The sequence below is a fragment of the Nitrosomonas limosa genome (genome assembly GCF_054188085.1).
In genome coordinates this window covers 2,798,254-2,815,078 of the sequence record NZ_CM135180.1, presented here as the reverse complement: position 1 = coordinate 2,815,078, position 16,825 = coordinate 2,798,254, and the positions used below count along the sequence as shown (strand labels likewise).

20 protein-coding genes are annotated in these 16,825 nt (G+C 41.5%); 3 read left to right on the top strand and 17 right to left on the bottom strand.

What is annotated here, in order from left to right; all coding sequences use genetic code 11:
• Window positions 1-275 precede the first annotated feature (275 nt).
• Window positions 276-776 carry a ComF family protein gene (locus tag ACV7NC_RS13105; RefSeq protein ID WP_458153030.1) on the top strand — a complete coding sequence of 167 codons (501 nt, stop codon included), beginning with the start codon at window positions 276-278 and terminating at the stop codon, window positions 774-776.
• A 20-nt stretch (window positions 777-796) separates the two neighbouring features.
• Window positions 797-1,261, top strand: a complete 465-nt coding sequence (gene trmL / locus ACV7NC_RS13100) for a tRNA (uridine(34)/cytosine(34)/5-carboxymethylaminomethyluridine(34)-2'-O)-methyltransferase TrmL (RefSeq protein ID WP_458153029.1) — start codon at window positions 797-799, stop codon at window positions 1,259-1,261.
• A 6-nt stretch (window positions 1,262-1,267) separates the two neighbouring features.
• Here the strand turns inward: trmL and ACV7NC_RS13095 are convergent, their stop codons facing one another.
• The 5 genes from ACV7NC_RS13095 to ACV7NC_RS13075 are packed head-to-tail and all read right to left on the bottom strand — an operon-like array spanning window position 1,268 to window position 6,217.
• Entirely contained in the window at window positions 1,268-3,379 is a 2,112-nt protein-coding gene (locus ACV7NC_RS13095) for a type IV pilus secretin PilQ (RefSeq protein WP_458153028.1), read from the bottom strand.
• A gap of 10 nt (window positions 3,380-3,389) precedes the next feature.
• On the bottom strand, window positions 3,390-3,908 hold the full coding sequence (locus ACV7NC_RS13090) for a pilus assembly protein PilP (protein ID WP_458153027.1): 519 nt from the start codon (window positions 3,906-3,908) through the stop codon (window positions 3,390-3,392).
• A gap of 3 nt (window positions 3,909-3,911) precedes the next feature.
• Window positions 3,912-4,526 (bottom strand): type 4a pilus biogenesis protein PilO, encoded by a 615-nt coding sequence (locus ACV7NC_RS13085; protein ID WP_458153026.1) that lies wholly within the window; start codon window positions 4,524-4,526, stop codon window positions 3,912-3,914.
• 9 nt (window positions 4,527-4,535) lie between these two features.
• A complete protein-coding gene (locus tag ACV7NC_RS13080; protein ID WP_458153025.1) occupies window positions 4,536-5,120 on the bottom strand; it encodes a PilN domain-containing protein in 585 nt (194 codons plus the stop codon).
• Window positions 5,117-6,217, bottom strand: coding sequence for a pilus assembly protein PilM (locus ACV7NC_RS13075; protein ID WP_458153024.1), 1,101 nt, complete (start codon window positions 6,215-6,217; stop codon window positions 5,117-5,119). Before ACV7NC_RS13075 ends, ACV7NC_RS13080 begins: the two co-directional genes overlap by 4 nt.
• A gap of 227 nt (window positions 6,218-6,444) precedes the next feature.
• Here ACV7NC_RS13075 and ACV7NC_RS13070 point away from each other — a divergent pair, with 227 nt between their 5' ends.
• Complete coding sequence (locus ACV7NC_RS13070; protein ID WP_458153023.1) at window positions 6,445-8,769, top strand: penicillin-binding protein 1A; 2,325 nt, start codon at window positions 6,445-6,447, stop codon at window positions 8,767-8,769.
• A gap of 7 nt (window positions 8,770-8,776) precedes the next feature.
• On the opposite strand, the gene hemB is transcribed toward ACV7NC_RS13070, so the two are convergent.
• The 12 genes from hemB to secY all read right to left on the bottom strand — a co-directional run bounded on the left by hemB (window position 8,777) and on the right by secY (window position 16,802).
• Complete coding sequence (hemB, locus tag ACV7NC_RS13065) at window positions 8,777-9,784, bottom strand: porphobilinogen synthase (RefSeq protein WP_458153022.1); 1,008 nt, start codon at window positions 9,782-9,784, stop codon at window positions 8,777-8,779.
• A gap of 177 nt (window positions 9,785-9,961) precedes the next feature.
• Window positions 9,962-10,561, bottom strand: a complete 600-nt coding sequence (gene yihA, locus ACV7NC_RS13060) for a ribosome biogenesis GTP-binding protein YihA/YsxC (protein ID WP_458154944.1) — start codon at window positions 10,559-10,561, stop codon at window positions 9,962-9,964.
• 4 nt (window positions 10,562-10,565) lie between these two features.
• Window positions 10,566-11,333 (bottom strand): type III pantothenate kinase, encoded by a 768-nt coding sequence (locus ACV7NC_RS13055; protein WP_458153021.1) that lies wholly within the window; start codon window positions 11,331-11,333, stop codon window positions 10,566-10,568.
• 6 nt (window positions 11,334-11,339) lie between these two features.
• Window positions 11,340-12,179 (bottom strand): biotin--[acetyl-CoA-carboxylase] ligase, encoded by an 840-nt coding sequence (locus ACV7NC_RS13050; RefSeq protein WP_458153019.1) that lies wholly within the window; start codon window positions 12,177-12,179, stop codon window positions 11,340-11,342.
• Window positions 12,180-12,239: 60 nt separating this feature from the next.
• Window positions 12,240-12,635, bottom strand: a complete 396-nt coding sequence (gene rplQ / locus ACV7NC_RS13045; RefSeq protein WP_458153018.1) for a 50S ribosomal protein L17 — start codon at window positions 12,633-12,635, stop codon at window positions 12,240-12,242.
• Window positions 12,625-13,626 carry a DNA-directed RNA polymerase subunit alpha gene (locus ACV7NC_RS13040; RefSeq protein ID WP_458153017.1) on the bottom strand — a complete coding sequence of 334 codons (1,002 nt, stop codon included), beginning with the start codon at window positions 13,624-13,626 and terminating at the stop codon, window positions 12,625-12,627. The genes rplQ and ACV7NC_RS13040 overlap by 11 nt, the downstream gene beginning before the upstream one ends.
• Before the next feature lie 39 nt (window positions 13,627-13,665).
• Window positions 13,666-14,292: a 30S ribosomal protein S4 gene (gene rpsD, locus ACV7NC_RS13035; RefSeq protein ID WP_458154943.1), complete on the bottom strand. Its 627-nt coding sequence runs from the start codon at window positions 14,290-14,292 to the stop codon at window positions 13,666-13,668.
• Between the two features lie 10 nt (window positions 14,293-14,302).
• Window positions 14,303-14,692 carry a 30S ribosomal protein S11 gene (rpsK, locus tag ACV7NC_RS13030; RefSeq protein WP_458153016.1) on the bottom strand — a complete coding sequence of 130 codons (390 nt, stop codon included), beginning with the start codon at window positions 14,690-14,692 and terminating at the stop codon, window positions 14,303-14,305.
• A gap of 29 nt (window positions 14,693-14,721) precedes the next feature.
• On the bottom strand, window positions 14,722-15,081 hold the full coding sequence (gene rpsM / locus ACV7NC_RS13025; protein WP_458153015.1) for a 30S ribosomal protein S13: 360 nt from the start codon (window positions 15,079-15,081) through the stop codon (window positions 14,722-14,724).
• A 21-nt stretch (window positions 15,082-15,102) separates the two neighbouring features.
• Complete coding sequence (gene rpmJ / locus ACV7NC_RS13020) at window positions 15,103-15,216, bottom strand: 50S ribosomal protein L36 (RefSeq protein ID WP_458153014.1); 114 nt, start codon at window positions 15,214-15,216, stop codon at window positions 15,103-15,105.
• 26 nt (window positions 15,217-15,242) lie between these two features.
• Window positions 15,243-15,461: a translation initiation factor IF-1 gene (gene infA, locus ACV7NC_RS13015; protein ID WP_013647126.1), complete on the bottom strand. Its 219-nt coding sequence runs from the start codon at window positions 15,459-15,461 to the stop codon at window positions 15,243-15,245.
• Window positions 15,462-15,491: 30 nt separating this feature from the next.
• A complete protein-coding gene (secY, locus tag ACV7NC_RS13010; protein ID WP_458154941.1) occupies window positions 15,492-16,802 on the bottom strand; it encodes a preprotein translocase subunit SecY in 1,311 nt (436 codons plus the stop codon).
• Window positions 16,803-16,825: the final 23 nt, after the last annotated feature.

The window sequence follows — 16,825 nt, the reverse complement described above, 5'->3', positions numbered from 1 at the left end:
TTGCCGATAGCTTAATGGAATAAACTACACCGGGCAGCCCATTTTACCATCGCCCTTTTTTAAACGGCTGATTATATTTTGTGCGATTTCTAACTCAAACTCCCTGTATCCTCTGCGGCACACTCACACCGGGTGATTTATGCAAACCTTGTCATGATCATTTACCACGTTTGCCGATACATCACTGTCCAATTTGCCTTTGGCCGGTGCCGACGTCAGAAGTTTGTGGCGCTTGTTTAAAAAACCCGCCGGCGTTCACGCGCACAATCGCAGCTATGCACTATGAATTTCCTGCCGATGCGTTAATTCATTCATTAAAGTATCAAAATAATCTGGCAATTGCACCGATTCTTGCCAAACTCCTGTTCGACCGCTTGCAAGAAATCCCTAAGAAACCGGATATCATTGTACCGATGCCATTGCATCCGATCCGCTTGCGCGAGCGCGGATTTAACCAGGCAATGGAAATCGGCCGGCATCTCTCGCAACTACTAGGGATTCCGCTAATACCCGATTACTGCAGCCGTACCAAGCATACACTGCCGCAAACCGGATTACCGTGGAAAGCGCGGCAAAAAAATATCCGCAAAGCATTTGGTTGTACAATTGACTTATCGGGCAAACATATCGCCGTAGTCGATGATGTCATGACCTCAGGCGCATCATTGAACGAACTGGCTAACGTTTTACGTCAGCAGGGTGCCGCCGAAATCAGCAACTGGGTAATTGCCAGAACCCTGCCGGAATTGCATCAAACAACAGTCCATACCGTGTAATCATTGTGATCCAGACAAGCATGTTCAACATTGTACTTCATCAACCCGAGATCCCGCCAAATACCGGCAATATCATTCGGCTGTGCGCCAATACCGGAATGCAATTGCACCTGGTCAAACCGCTTGGTTTTCCGCTTCAAGACAAGCAATTACTACGCGCGGGACTGGATTACCATGAATTTGCATCCATCAAGGTTCACGAGAACTGGGAAGAATGTTACTTGACGTTACAGAATCATCGCATGTTCGCGGTCACTACGAAAGGAACACAACGTTATGACAGAATCACTTGCCAGGCAGGAGATGTATTTGTGTTCGGTTCGGAAACCAGAGGACTGCCCGCGTCAATCATGGAAACTTTTCCGGAACCGCATCGCATCCGTGTACCAATGGTCGCTTCCAGCCGCAGCTTAAATTTATCCAATACAGTGGCAATCATTGCCTATGAAGCGTGGCGTCAGCTCGGATTTCCGGAAGGAAATTAAAGCGGATTATTGCAAATTCAAGCTATCACTCAAAATTCGCGGTGTCACAAAAATCAGCAATTCGCGTTTGTCATCCTGTTTCGCAGTATTCTTGAAAACGTTTCCTAATACCGGAATATCTCCAAGCATCGGTACTTTATTGACTACTTCGTTCTCGGTTCGGTCAAAAATACCGCCGATCACAACGGTCCCGCCATTTTCAACCAGTACCTTGGTAGTCACTTGTTTGGTATTGATCGGCGGTGGCAGGAATTGATTGATCGGCACACCAATCTTGTCCTGATTGACGTTCAATTCCATGTCGATCTGCCCATTATGGGTAATCAGGGGTTTCACTTTTAACCGGAGTGTGGCGTCCATGAAGCGGATGCTCGTAGCACCGCTACTCGTCGCTTGTTGATAGGGAACCCGGTCACCTTGTTCAATGATCGCTTCGATCCCATGCGCAGTCACGACGCGCGGGCTGGCAATCACCCGGCCTTTTCTATCCGTTTCCAAGGCTGACAATTCAAGATTGATTAAGCGGCCATTGTTGATCTTCATCAGACTTAACCCGAGCGCAGCTGGCCCCCCCAACAATCCGGTTGCAGCAGCTGCCGGCAAATTGACATTGAGATTATTGGCGCCGCCCGCCGCGCCCCCTCCTGCAAGCGCGCTCGATCCGGTCGCACTGCCTGAAATACCAAGCCTTTGATCGCCCAAGCCGGTAGCATTCTGAATCCCAAAACGAGCGCCTAGATTACGGCTGAACGTTTCGATCGCTTCCACAATACGCGCTTCAATCATTACCTGTCTCTCAAAAACATCCAATCGCTGAATGCGTTTCCTGACTTCTTCGAGGCGGACTGGGATATCGGTAACGGTTATGGTATTACTAATCTCATCGATATTGATGGTGCCGCGTTGACTGAGCATCCCTTCAAAGGACATTGAATTTACCCGGCGGTGATTCAAATGATAAATCTCCGAGCGCAGCGGCTCCATTTCGGTTATTTGCATTTTAGCTTCAAGATCCAGCAGTTCCCTGTCCGCCATCTCTTTACGGGGCGCCACAAAAATAACGTTGCCATTCTTACGTTTATCCAGATCATGCGCTTGCAGTACAATATCCAGCGCCTGATCCCACGGCACATCTTTGAGTCGCAATGTCAAATTGCCTCCGACCGAGTCGCTGGCAATAATATTCAGATTGGTAAAATCCGCGATTACTTGCAGCACTGCTCTCACTTCCACATCCTGGAAATTCAACGAGAGCCTTTCACCGGTATATCCACCGTAAACGCGTTTCCTTTTGGCTTGCTCTTCTTCATCTTCGGATAATGCCCGCACATCCAGCACAAACCGTGTTCCGGATTGCCGCGAAGAGTGCTCCCAGCGCCCCCCGACTTTAACCAACATCCGAACGTTATCGCCTTTTTTGAACGTTTCAATAGTATGGATGGGTGTCGCAAAATCCATCACATCAAAACGTCTGGTCAAACTGGCAGGCAGTAATGTATCAAAAAATTCGACGATGATATCTTCGCCCTGTTGTTGTACATCGACACTCGCGCCTGTTTTTGTCATATCGACTTCAATGCGCCCTTCACCATTGGGTCCTCTGCGGAAATCGATATCCTGTAAACTATTCATCCGCTTATTGGGTGTTTCTTCGGCAAAACGGACTACTTTGTTGCTTGCCGGATTCTCCGGCACGCTCAATAGCCGGATAAATACGACATTATCTTCAGCGCGTATGTCATGGCGCATCAATCTCGCCAAGTTTAATACCACACGCGTCCGGTCACCCACTTGGATGATATTGGCGCTGCGCAGATCACCTTCTGCAGCTTCTTGAACATTTTTACCAAGTTTGTTGGAAACACTATAAAAATCAAAATAAATCCGGTGCGGATTATCGAGCACGACGCCGACAGGAAGACTCGGCAATGGTCTATCCAGAGTCAGTTTTGCAATCACTTCGCCATTCAGGAAAGTTGAAAGATCAATTGTTCGAATACTGTTCTGTGTGTCCTCGGCCATCACGGTATTCGCAGTCATTAAAAACGTTGATATCCAAATCATCCCAACGGTTATTACTGCACCCAAGCTATAATTCCCGGTTATTAATAGCTTCATGACCCTCATCCTAGTTTTTTAGCATCAGTACACTTGTTCTTTCAACCCATTCATTGACACCTTCTTGGACCATTTCCGATAGTTTTACTTCCGACTCAGAAATCTCATCAATCCTCCCAAAGTTTTGCCCCAAATAATTCCCTTTCCTGACACGATGCAATATGCCTTCGGGGGATTTAATCAACGCGAAAATCGAATCATGCTGTTGCAATGAACCCACCATTGCCAGACTTTCTAGTGGATAAGCTTCCAATACTTCCTTGCGACGATTCAGATCAGGCTGGATATCACTCATGCTTGCAAACGCTTGATCATTTTGGCGGGGAGCGAAGGGATTGGGAGAATCAAATGCCATATAAGTGAACGGCTTATAGGACTTAACTTCGGGCAATGGATCAATTTGCCCATGCAACCCCTCGCCCGAGCTATGGATAAACACTTCAAGATCACTATAGTCATTTTGCTGACACGCAGTAAGTAGAAATGGAATTACCACTAACAATACTAGCAGGAATGTTTTTTTTAGCATAATTTATCTGCCTTCAGCTTTCTTTGCCAGTTCCCCTTCGTCCAAATAACGATATGTTTTTGCAACAGCATCCAGTACCAATTTCCCATCATTTCCTGGTTTTACATTGATATCATTGAGCGTCACGATACGTGATAAATGGGCTATATCACTGGCAAAAGCACCTATCGCGTGATAATCGCCGGTTACACGAATCGCAACCGGAAGCTCTGCATAAAATGCATTGATCGTTTCCTGTGTTGCGGGTTTAAATAACTCAAATTGCAGCCCTCGTCCCAAACCGGCCTGATTAATATCAATCAGCAACGCTTCCATTTCGGATTTATCCGGAAGCTGGCGCAATAAGGTTCCCAGCGATTTCTCAATATCTTTCAATTGTTCACGCATCGCCGGTAAATTTACTGCGCTGCGCTTTTTAATCAGATAGGTATTTTTCAAAGTTTCTTCTTCTGCCTGAATCCTTTCAAGCGTTTCAAACTCGTCTTGCCAAATAAAAAAATGGCCCGCAATGATGATCGCAGCCAATAAAATTATCAGTGCCACAACTTTGAACGCCACCGGCCAATCTCCAGCCCGATTGAAATCAAGCTGACGTAGCTCCATCAGAAGGTTTTCCATGATCTTTGCTTACCCGGTTGTATTTTGAGAAGGTTTTTGAATATCGTCTATCGTGGTGCGTCGAAGTTGAATTTTCATGTTGAACTCGTTTTGGCGCACATTATCCTGAGTCATTGCTTTAATCTCGATCAGCAGCGGCGATGTAAGCCACGGCGAAGACTCCAGGTTGCGCATCAATGCCGATACTCGCGCATTCGACTGCGCGTAGCCCATCAGAGTGATGTCATGATCATTTTGCTGAACACTTTGTAAATACACGCCATCCGGTAATAATCTCGCCAGCTGATCCAATAAATGGACCACCTCGGAACGGCTATTCTGTAATGTCTCAACCACTTGCTTACGCGACAGCAATTCTTGAGTTTGCGTTTTGATATTTCTTATTTCCGCAATTTCTTGATCCAAAAGTGCGATTTGATCGTTCAAAAATTGGTTGCGGCCATTCTGATATTCGACCTCGCCCGCGATCATTGAATACACCCCCCAGACAATCATAATCCCGAACACGCCCACCAAACCCGCCAAAACTGCAATTTGTTGCTGTCTGGCTTTACGTTTCAGCTCGCGATGGGGTAATAAATTAATACGAATCATGATGGATCAAAGCTGCGTAAAGCTAAGCCGCAAGCAACCAATAGAGAGGGGGCATCGAGATTGAGCTGGCGCGGAATGATCCGGCTGGATAACTCCATTGTTGAAAAAGGATTGACTATTAACGTGCTTACCTGAGTACGCGTCGAAATGATTGCATCCAGCCCAGGAATTACTGCGCTCCCCCCGGCTAAGAAAATATAATGGACTTCGGTATATTGCGTTGAAGTAAAAAAGAACTGAATGGCACGCATCACTTCAATCGCCAGCGTCTCGCAGAATGGTTGCAGTACTTCCGCATTGTAGTTTTCAGGTAAGCCGCCGCTACGTTTAGCCGCCTCGGATGCTTCTAGAGAGAGATTGAATTGATTATGAATTTCCTGGGTTAGTTGATTGCCGCCGAATGGTTGATCCCTTGTATATAACGATTCGCCGTTAAGCAACACATTTATTTTCATGACGGTTGCACCAATATCGACCAATGCGATCACTTGATCTTTTCCACCACCGGGTAATTGGTTCAACGTCAATTCAAATGCTGCTTGAGCTGCATAGGGTTCAACGTCTACCACAACTGTTTTAAGTCCAGCAGCTTGTGCTGTCGCCACGCGATCTTCGACTTTCTCTTTTCGCGATGCTGCAATCAGAACTTCGACTTCCTCAGGATTATCGGGAACCGCTTTCGTTACCTGAAAATCGAGATCCACTTCATTCAATGGAAAAGGAATATATTGACTGGCTTCGTTTTCTACCTGAAACACCAAATCATCTTCCCGTTGTCCTGCAGGGACGATAATTTTTTTGGTAATTACGTCTGTTGCGGGAAGTGCAAGCGCCACATTTTTTTGCCTTGTTCCCATGCGTTTCCAGCCGCGTTGCAAGCTCTCACTGACCGCATCCATATTGACGATCTCACCGTCTAGCATCGCGTCTGCTGGCAATGATTCTATCGCATACCTTTCAATTCGATAGTTTTGACTGCTACCAATTCTGGACAACTCGACCAGTTTCACTGAAGAAGAACTTATATCCACACCAATTAATGCCGGAGGCTTAATCTTTAAGAAATCAAAATTGATGTCAAAATTTCCCTTGAACATTGGTCTAATTGCGGCGATACTTTAGAGATATCATATTAATAATATTGTTGAATTGATATGAACTCTTTACAAGAATTCATTGAATTTATTCAGTATACTAAATAAGTATGCTAAACAACAAAATTTTGATTCTGCCAGAGTTCTGGGAATTTTATTTAAAGAAAAGCGATAGATATACCCCCTATAACTTCTTCACTCACCTATCCACCATTAATCAATCGTAATTCATGCTCTCCCGTTGGCTGTTTTATCTTTTTGTAACGGTTTCCGCTACCGGATTTATCGGCATTTTGCTAGCCGGTTTTGCCGCATTAGTCATCTATTCGAATTTACCTTCGTTGGAGACTCTGACGGATTATCGTCCTAAAATACCGTTGCGCATATACAGCGATGAGGGTTTATTGATTGGTGAATTTGGCGCTGAACGCAGAAATGTCGTGAGTATTGCGGAAGTTCCCATCCATCTTAAGCAGGCTATCTTAGCTGCGGAAGACGACCGCTTTTATGAGCATGGTGGAGTCGACTATCTCGGAGTGCTACGAGCCGCTTATTCCAACTTTACTTCAGGTGCTGTTCGTCAAGGCGCCAGCACTATTACGATGCAAGTTGCGCGCAACTTTTTCCTGACCAGGGAAAAAACTTTAACAAGAAAATTCAGCGAGGCTTTACTGGCTTTTAAAATCGAACACAACCTTACCAAAGATAAAATACTGGAACTTTATATTAACCAAATTTATCTCGGGCAGCGTAGTTATGGTTTTGCAGCGGCGGCACAAACCTACTTTGGCAAGTCGTTGCAGGAAATCGACATTGCCGAAGCGGCTATGTTAGCAGGGCTGCCCAAGGCACCGTCGGGATATAACCCGATCAGCAATCCAAAACGTGCCAAAAGCAGACAGTTGTATGTATTGGGTCGCTTACATAAACTGAATCATATAACCAGCCAAGAACTAAGTGAATTAGAAAAGAAACCTATCTCTGTTAAAAAGCAAACTGCGATTTTTGCGATGCCGGCGGATTACGTTGCCGAAATGGTTCGCCAAGTGATTTACGATCGCTATCAAGAAGAAGCCTATAATAAAGGCATTAAAGTGTATACAACCATTCGCAAGCTTGATCAGGAAGCCGCCTATCAGGCATTGCGAAAAAATGTGCTTGAATACGACAGGCGCCGAGGCTATCGTGGTCCGGAGGCTTTTATCGATTTACTTAAAAATGGCACAAATCAGGAAAAAACACTGGATGATGCTCTGGACGAAGTCAATGACAGCGATAATATTTATGCAGCTATCGTAATAGCCGTTAAGCCGAATGTCGTTCAAGCCTATCGAAAGGGTGGAGAAGTTGTTGAAATAACAGGAGAAGGTCTTAAATTTGCACAAAAATTTCTTGGCGATAGAAAGGAACCCGGGAAAAAATATATTATTCCCGGAGCACTGATCCGTATTCAAAAAGAAAATAATCTGTGGCATATCGTACAGCTTCCGGAAGTCGAAGCGGCACTGGTTTCACTAGATCCGAACGACGGTGCCATCCGCGCTTTAATCGGTGGTTTTGATTTTCAGAAAAATCAATTTAATCATGTTACACAAGCCTGGCGGCAACCCGGTTCCAGCTTTAAACCTTTCATTTATTCCGCGGCTTTGGAGAAGGGATTTACCCCTGCCACAATTATTAATGATGCACCACTATCTTTCAGTGCCACCCAAACAGGGAGCAAGGCTTGGGAACCCAGGAATTTTGATGGAAAATTTGATGGTCCCATGCGCATGCGCACGGCATTAGTCAAATCTAAAAATCTGATATCCATTCGAATTCTTCAGGCTATCGGCATTCACTATGCGCAGGATTACATTACGAGATTCGGTTTCGATGCAGCACGCCACCCACCCTATTTACCCATGGCTCTAGGATCAGGTTCAGTAACTCCCATGCAAATGGCGGTTGGATATGCTGTATTTGCTAACGGTGGTTTTCGTATCGCTCCTTATTTCATAAAAACGATCGAGGATGAAAAAGGGACTGTGCTTGAGCAATTCCAGCCTGTTACCGTCGCCACGGGAGCCAAGCGTGTCATAGACCCACGCAACGCCTTTATCATGACGAATATGATGCAAGATGTTATTAATTTTGGTACGGCCGTCAAAGCAAAGCAATTAGGACGCAGTGATTTAGCGGGTAAAACCGGCACTACCAGTAATTTCGTCGATGCATGGTTTTGCGGATTTCAAAAAGACTTGGTCACGATTGCGTGGACAGGTTACGACGAACCTAAGTCATTAGGCAATAATGAAACTGGTGGGCGTGTGGCACTGCCAATTTGGATGGATTACATGGGACCGGTTCTGAAAGGTATTCCAGTTGCAGAATATAAACCACCTAACGCTGTCGTAGCTGCAAGAATAAATTCCAGCTCGGGATTTAGGGACTCGTCAGGGGATATTTCTGAATTTTTCTTTAGTGAACAGTTACCGCCAATAACTGATGTTTCACCCGTTGAAGATCAGGTTTCTCCAACAACACCCCGAGATTTAAGAGATCAATTATTCTAAAAAATTATCAGGCATTCCTTTTTAACCAATTCGCAGCTTCCACCGCATAGTAGGTAAGAATTCCATCCGCGCCAGCTCTCTTGAAAGAAAGCAGCGCCTCCATAACGCAGGCCTCTTCATTGAGCCATCCATTCATGGCGGCTGCTTTCAGCATAGCGTACTCGCCGCTGACCTGGTATACGAATGTTGGTACGCCATACCGATCTTTCACGCGCCGTACAATATCCAAATAAGGCATTCCTGGTTTAATCATAACCATGTCTGCGCCCTCTTCCAAATCTAACCCTACTTCCCAGAGCGCTTCGTCGGAATTTGCGGAATCCATCTGATAGGTATATTTATTACTTGATCCAAGATTTGCAGCGGATCCTACGGCATCTCGAAACGGCCCATAAAAACTGGAAGCATATTTAGCTGAATATGCAAGGATTTTTGTAAGAATATAATTCTCTCCATCCAGACGATTTCTTATTGCAGCGACACGCCCATCCATCATGTCTGATGGCGCCACAACATCGGCACCTGCCTGCGCATGAACTAACGCCTGCCGGCAAAGAACTTCTACGGTCTCATCATTAAGCACATACCCACACTGATCAATTAATCCGTCTTGACCATGACTCGTGTAGGGATCCAACGCAATATCAGTAATGACACCGAGTTCAGGAAAATTTTTTTTCAATTGCCTGACGGTTCGTGGCACCAATCCGTCCGGATTAAATGCTTCACTCGCTGAAAGATTTTTAAGCTCAGCATCAATAACCGGAAAAATAGCCACCGCTGGAATTCCCAGCTTCAAGCAATTTTCTGCTTGATTCAAAAGTAAATCAATGCTTTGTCTAACTACCCCCGGCATTGATCGCACATCCTCGATGCGATTCTTTCCATCTAAAACAAAAACAGGATAAATCAAATCCTCTACACCAAAATGATACTCTTGCATCAGTCGCCGGGAAAAAACGTCGCGACGCATCCGCCGCATTCTTCTTTGTGGAAATTTGGTGCTAGGAAACATAATATTAAAAAGAATAATTCTAAATACGGGGAACTTATTCTATCACTTTGCTCTCTTAAAGACGGACAATCTTGATTGTCCCCCTGTCTTTCCTCCCTGAGATAGGGCCTTAAGTGATATTAAGGCGGTTCCCCCGGTTTTACTCCCCTTTAACCGGGGTTTTTTTATAACAACCAACTACCACTCATTATCCAACCACTTGCTTATTACCGCAGATGCAGTGTCAACTCCCATGGTGGAGTGGCTCGAGAATAATTGAACGCTACAATTTGAATAAGTAGTACTAAGAAACAGATTTACATCCCGTAAAGTGTTATTTGCCTGCTGCTTGCTCAACTTATCAGCTTTTGTCAACAATATATGAACGGCTTTTCCTGTTGGGGTAAACCAATCCAACATTTTTATATCCAACGCTTTAAGAGGATGGCGGATATCCATTATCAATATCAGCCCTTTCAACGACTGACGAGTCTGTAAATAGTTTCCTAGGACTTTCTGCCAATGGCTTATCACGGAGATCGGTACTTTGGCATAACCGTATCCGGGTAAATCGACCAAAAATTTCCCTGCGCCGATTTGAAAGAAATTAATATGCTGAGTTCTTCCTGGTGTTTTACTCACAAAAGCCAAGCGATTCTGATTTGTTATAGTATTAATGACACTAGATTTTCCAGCATTCGATCGTCCAGCAAATGCAATTTCAATACCCATGGATGGAGGCAAGTCCTTCTCCTCATAAGCAGAAGTAACGAAGAATGCTTTATGAAACCGTGACATGGAATCAGTCATTACTCAATTTATTTTGACTAAGTATGATATCGTGAGCAATTATGATAAGTCCTTCAAGAACCAAATTATCGATGAGCTGAAAAGGTATTCCAATAAAAGGAATCAGTTCTGTACTACCGCCACCACTTATAAAACACTTTAAAGCGGGGGCATTTAATTGCTCAGAGACTCTATGATAGAAACGTTCAATCGCACCCAACATACAATGCACTAAACCAGTATGCACTGCATCGTCGGTAGATTGAGGAAAGTCTTGAAAGGTACCAGTTAATAAAGATCTTACTTTTGTTCTTAATTGTAAACTTTCACGCATCGAATACGCACCAGGAATGATAACACCGCCAAGAAATTCGCCAGAATCAGAAAGAACATCAATAGTAACCGCAGTACCGACATTAACTACAATACAAGCCCGTTGGTTAAGATTCCAAGCTGCTACAAGAGCTGCCCAACGATCACTGCCCAATTGTTCTGGGTTGCGATAGCAATTAAATACCCCACACTGAAAAACACGTGCTTTTATCCAATGCGGTTTCACAGCCCATATCGATAATATCGCTTCCTCCAGTTCGTCTCGCAATAAATTTGCTGCTACATGAGAAATAATAATATGCACAGGCGAAGGAAGTTTTTTAAAGGTGTGAAGTAAATGGTAAAATTCGCTATTAGAAACTTGTCCTTTAGTAAGCCATAAGTCATCTCTTTTAAGTCCCCATTTAAAAAAAGAATTCCCTGAATCAATAGCTAATATCATTGACATTGATATTTAGGACTCTCGTTTCAATCTTAAGGAAATATCACCAATATTGAATATTCTTATGCCTAGATTTGTGATCAATCTAAGCGCACCCGAATCATCGATTCCGTCCACAGAGCCATCAATGGTTTCACCAGTTGGCAGTTTTAAGGTGACTACGCAACCTTCATATGCGTGACTCTTGATCCATTCGTTTTTAAAATACAGAAAACCATAAGTCTCGAAATCATTCAGCATATTGTTTAACTCAGTAAGTAATTTACCCAGCACTTGATTTCGATCAAGGCGATATCCAGCTATTTGGAAGAGATCAGTGGCTTCTTGGTTGATTATCAGCTTTAATGAATCTGAAAGATAAAAATTGATACCGATACCAATTACAGCAAAAGTAGCGCCATCAGGCTTTGTTCTGATTTCAGTTAATATTCCAGCGAGTTTCTTGTTCTGAAACAAGATATCATTCGGCCATTTGAGCTTGATATTAACAATAGTGAAACTTTCAAGAGCTCGGATTATCGCAAGACCAATGATCAAACTAAGTCCTGATAAAAGGTATGGTTCTTTTATAAAACGCTTTAACACAGAAAATGTCAAACAATTTCCAGTTTCACAAAACCATGTTCGCCCTAGTCTACCTCTTCCACTTGATTGGTATTCTGCTACTACTGCGGTCAATATCTTATTATTAGAAGATATTAATTGAGGGAGGTTGCTTAATATCCAGTTATTTGTAGAATCAATCTCATCAAATACAATTAACTGGATATTTTGATTAGAAAATAAGCTTGCCTTAAGAATCTCATCATAACTTAGCTTATTATGAATTAAATAATTTTTTCTTCTATGCAAGCAATAATAATTTACAAATTTAATAAAGAATTCTACTAAATCTACATGTCACCAATCGAATTATGGTTTAATTTGATTAGAATCTGGTGACTCCAAGTTAGGCCGATCTACCAGTTCAACCAGTGCCATGGGTGCATTATCACTCTTTCTAAATCCATATTTAAGAATTCTTATATATCCTCCAGGCCGTTCATTATATCTAGGGCCAAGTTCCGCGAATAATTTAACTACATTTCCGCGATCTCTTAATTTATTAAAAGCTAACCGTTTATTAGAAAGTGAACTTTCCTTTCCCAAAGTAATTACTGGTTCAATAAATTTACGTAATTCTTTGGCTTTAGGTAAAGTTGTTTTAATTACTTCGTGTTCTATTAATGAATTACTCATGTTTCGAAGCATTAATAACCTGTGACTACTGCTTCTATTTAATTTTCTTAAAGCACACCTATGACGCATGATTAATATCCTTTACTAAATTATCTAAATTGGGAGGTGGCCAATTATCTAATTTCATTCCTAATGTCAGCTCACGTGCAGCAAGCACCTCTTTTATTTCATTAAGAGACTTTCTTCCAAGATTGGGCGTTCTTAACAATTCAGCTTCAGTTCGTTGAATCAAATCACCGATATAATAAATATTTTCAACTTTAAGACAATTTGCCGATCTGACTGTCAACTCAAGATCATCAACGGGTCTTAATAAAATAGGATCAATTTGGGGTGTTTGGGGTTGTTCTTTAGGAATTGGAGTACTTTCAAGATCGGCAAAAACAGATAGCTGTTGGACAAGTACTCGTGCAGCATATCGTATCGCTTCTTCAGGATCAACAATACCATTCGTTTCTAAATCTATTACAAGCTTATCTAAATCAGTACGTTGCTCAACTCGTGCACTTTCAACAATATAGCTAACTCTTTTTACGGGGCTAAAAGATGCATCTAGTAAAATTGTTCCTACATTATTATCTTGATTTTTTAATCTTCTTAGAGTTGCAGGTACATAACCTCGGCCTTTCTCAACCCTTAGTTCAATCTCAAGGTTTCCATCTGAAGTTAAATGGGCAATAATGTGATCTGGATTGATTATTTCAACATCGTGGCCAACTTCAAAATCACTCGCAGTAACAACTCCTTTTCCAACTTTCTTTAAAGTAAGTATAGCGTCATCATTATTATGCAGCTTAAGTATAATACCTTTAATATTTAAAAGAATGTCAACGACATCTTCTTGAACTCCCTCAATTGAAGAATATTCGTGCAATACACCAGAAATTTTTACTTCAGTAGGAGCAAAACCATTCATCGATGATAGCAATATGCGTCGTAAAGCATTACCCAAAGTATGACCGTAGCCACGTTCAAAAGGCTCCATCACAACTGTAGCGTGCAAAGGAGAAATATTTTGCACATCAACGATGCGAGGCGTTAATAAATCATGACCATGCATAACAAAGTCCTTTAAATTTGCAATCGAATTAAAATTAGATTACTTCGAATACAGTTCAACAACTAATGATTCATTAATAGTCGAAGTTATATCAGAACGATCTGGAATTGATTTGAAAATTCCTCGCATTTCTTTCACATTTATATCTAGCCAACTAGGAAATGTGCGATTTTCAGCCGCTATAATTGATGTTTTTATTCTTAACTGATTTTTTGCATTCAGAGATAGCTCAATGACATCACCTGGTTTTACTTGATATGCTGGTATATTAGTTCTCTTTCCATTAACCAGTATACAATTATGACGAACAACTTGACGAGCTTCAGAACGCGAAGACCCGAAACCCATCAAATAAGCTACATTATCTAATCTACTTTCTAAATTTTGAATAAGATTAACGCCTGTTATTCCTTTCATGCTATCAGCTTTTTTATAAATATTTCGAAACTGTTTTTCCAGTATTCCGTATATTTTTTTAATTTTCTGCTTTTCTCTCAACTGTACGCCATAATCAGATAAACGCCCTTTTTTTTGTCCGTGTTGGCCTGCAGGATAATTTCTTCTTTCAATCGCACACTTGTCAGTAAAGCACTTTTCTCCTTTCAGAAATAGTTTTTCACCTTCACGACGACACTGCTTGCATTTTGGTTCAAGGTTTCTAGCCAAAATATTTCTCCTATATTCTTCTTTTTTTGGGTGGGCGGCATCCATTATGTGGAACAGGCGTAACATCTGAAATGCTAGTAATCTTGAAGCCAGCCGAATTTAGTGCACGTACCGCAGAGTCACGACCTGGTCCCGGTCCTTTAACTCTGACTTCTAAATTTTTAACTCCGCATTCTATAGCTATTTTACTTGCATTTTCAGCTGCAACCTGTGCTGCAAAAGGAGTGCTTTTTCTTGACCCCTTAAATCCAGCTCCCCCAGAAGTTGCCCAAGATAATGCATTTCCTTGACGATCTGTTATCGTTACTATTGTATTATTGAAAGATGCATGTATATGTGCAATTCCTTCAGACACATTTTTTTTAATTCTTTTTCTTACTTTAGATACTACTTTTGCCATCAGATTAGTTATCCTTTATAAAATTTAAATCATCGTGCTCTGATTGCTTTCCGTGGTCCTTTGCGAGTTCTAGCATTAGTTCGTGTCCTCTGACCACGAACTGGCAAACCTTTACGATGTCTTAGACCTCGATAACATCCTAGATCCATTAAACGCTTGATATTCATAGAAATCTCTCGTCGCAAATCACCCTCAATCGTAAATTTAGAAATCTGCTCACGTAAATCGTCAATCTGTTTATCTGATAAATCTTTAAGCTTCTTATCATTGCTTATTCCCACAGATTTACAAATATTTGAGGATCTGGTCCTTCCAATTCCGTAGATAGAAGTTAATGCAATGCCAACGTGTTGATGGTTAGGTAAGTTAACCCCTGCAATCCTTGTCATTTCTTTGTCCTGTACTAAAAATTAACCTTGACGTTGCTTATGTCGTGGATCTTCACATATAACACGTACTATTCTTTTTCTTCTTATGACTTTACACTTTCTACATAACTTCTTTACTGATGCGCTTACTTTCATCGTATTCTCTGGAAGGGTGAATAAATTTATTTTGCACGAAAGGTAATTCGTGCTCTGGTTAAATCATAAGGTGTTAAATCAACAGTAACCTTATCTCCAGGTAAAATTCTTATATAATGCATCCTCATCTTACCGGAAATATGTCCTAATACTATATGTCCATTTTCTAACTTTACACGGAAAGTTGCATTTGGCAGAGTCTCAAGAATTTCACCTTGCATTTGTATAGTTTCTTCTTTTGCCATAAATTATAATTTATTAAAAATTCTTTAGCTTTAATGCATTGGGATTCTATTATTACCTTTCAAATTTGCTTTCCTGAGTAAAGTATCATATTGAGAAGACATTACATGGGACTGTACTTGGGACATGAAATCCATTGTTACAATAACAATTATCAGTAATGATGTACCGCCAAAGTAAAAGGGCACATTCCATTTAAGTATTAAAAATTCAGGTAATAAACAAACAAGAGTAACGTAAAGGGAGCCTGTTAGCGTTAATCTCAACATTATATTTTCTATATATCGTGTCGTTTGATCGCCAGGTCTAATGCCTGGAATAAAGGCCCCACTTTTCTTGAGATTATCCGATGTTTCTTTAGGATTAAATACTAATGCAGTATAGAAAAAACAAAAGAAAACTATCATAACAGCATAGAATATTACATATACTGGCTGCCCAGGCGCTAATGCACCACTAATATCTTTTAACCAAATCATAGAGTCATTACTTGCAAACCATCCCGCCAAGGTAGCTGGAAACAATATAATGCTTGATGCAAATATCGGTGGAATAACTCCAGCCATATTCAATTTAAGTGGTAAATGCGAACTTTGGCCACCGAATATTTTTTTTCCTACTTGACGCTTAGCATAATTAACTAAGATTCTGCGCTGTCCTTTTTCAATAAAAACAACTACACAGGTTACCATCGCTGCAGCAATAAAAATTCCTAATGCAACAAGAAAATGCATTGAACCAGTGCTAACTAAATCTAATGTCCCACCTATAGCGCTTGGTAATCCAGCAGCTATTCCTGCAAAAATAATTAATGATATACCGTTTCCTATTCCTCTTTCGGTAATCTGTTCACCAAGCCACATTAGAAATATTGTGCCTGTTACTAAAGTAACAACTGTTGTTAGCACAAACATTCCGCCAGGTACAATCACTAAACCATTCTGAGACTGCAGTGCAATTGAAATGCCATAACTTTGCACTAAAGCTAAAAAAAGTGTTCCATAACGGGTGTATTGCGTTATCTTTCTCCGTCCACTTTCACCTTCTTTTTTAAGAGTCTCTAAAAAAGGCACTGCAACCGTTCCCAATTGCATAATAATTGAGGCCGATATGTAAGGCATAATTCCTAAGGCAAAGATTGAAAAGCGTGATAGCGCTCCTCCTGAGAACATATTAAACATTCCCAATACGCCATTTTCTTGAGAATTAAAAAGATCTTTTAAAACTACAGGATCTATACCAGGTACTGGTACATGCGCCCCTATTCTATAAACAATAAGGGCTAAAAATAAGAAAAGTAATCTTCTTTTTAAATCAGCAAACTTATCAATTGGTTTTTGCATTATTCCATTAGTTGACAATTCTT

Excerpts from the sequence above, each read along its gene's own strand:
- trmL (WP_458153029.1), top strand. The coding sequence starts at position 797 with ATGTTCAACATTGTACTTCATCAACCCGAGATCCCGCCAAATACCGGC.
- ACV7NC_RS13080 (WP_458153025.1), bottom strand. The coding sequence starts at position 5,120 with ATGATTCGTATTAATTTATTACCCCATCGCGAGCTGAAACGTAAAGCC.
- ACV7NC_RS13070 (WP_458153023.1), top strand. The coding sequence starts at position 6,445 with ATGCTCTCCCGTTGGCTGTTTTATCTTTTTGTAACGGTTTCCGCTACC.
- ACV7NC_RS13055 (WP_458153021.1), bottom strand. The coding sequence starts at position 11,333 with ATGTCAATGATATTAGCTATTGATTCAGGGAATTCTTTTTTTAAATGG.
- rpsM (WP_458153015.1), bottom strand. The coding sequence starts at position 15,081 with ATGACAAGGATTGCAGGGGTTAACTTACCTAACCATCAACACGTTGGC.
- ACV7NC_RS13075 (WP_458153024.1), bottom strand. The coding sequence starts at position 6,217 with ATGTTCAAGGGAAATTTTGACATCAATTTTGATTTCTTAAAGATTAAG.
- ACV7NC_RS13040 (WP_458153017.1), bottom strand. The coding sequence starts at position 13,626 with ATGCATGGTCATGATTTATTAACGCCTCGCATCGTTGATGTGCAAAAT.
- hemB (WP_458153022.1), bottom strand. The coding sequence starts at position 9,784 with ATGTTTCCTAGCACCAAATTTCCACAAAGAAGAATGCGGCGGATGCGT.
- ACV7NC_RS13085 (WP_458153026.1), bottom strand. The coding sequence starts at position 4,526 with ATGGAAAACCTTCTGATGGAGCTACGTCAGCTTGATTTCAATCGGGCT.
- rplQ (WP_458153018.1), bottom strand. The coding sequence starts at position 12,635 with ATGCGTCATAGGTGTGCTTTAAGAAAATTAAATAGAAGCAGTAGTCAC.
- rpmJ (WP_458153014.1), bottom strand. The coding sequence starts at position 15,216 with ATGAAAGTAAGCGCATCAGTAAAGAAGTTATGTAGAAAGTGTAAAGTC.
- infA (WP_013647126.1), bottom strand. The coding sequence starts at position 15,461 with ATGGCAAAAGAAGAAACTATACAAATGCAAGGTGAAATTCTTGAGACT.
- ACV7NC_RS13090 (WP_458153027.1), bottom strand. The coding sequence starts at position 3,908 with ATGCTAAAAAAAACATTCCTGCTAGTATTGTTAGTGGTAATTCCATTT.
- secY (WP_458154941.1), bottom strand. The coding sequence starts at position 16,802 with ATGCAAAAACCAATTGATAAGTTTGCTGATTTAAAAAGAAGATTACTT.
- ACV7NC_RS13095 (WP_458153028.1), bottom strand. The coding sequence starts at position 3,379 with ATGAAGCTATTAATAACCGGGAATTATAGCTTGGGTGCAGTAATAACC.
- yihA (WP_458154944.1), bottom strand. The coding sequence starts at position 10,561 with ATGTCACGGTTTCATAAAGCATTCTTCGTTACTTCTGCTTATGAGGAG.
- ACV7NC_RS13105 (WP_458153030.1), top strand. The coding sequence starts at position 276 with ATGCACTATGAATTTCCTGCCGATGCGTTAATTCATTCATTAAAGTAT.
- rpsK (WP_458153016.1), bottom strand. The coding sequence starts at position 14,692 with ATGGCAAAAGTAGTATCTAAAGTAAGAAAAAGAATTAAAAAAAATGTG.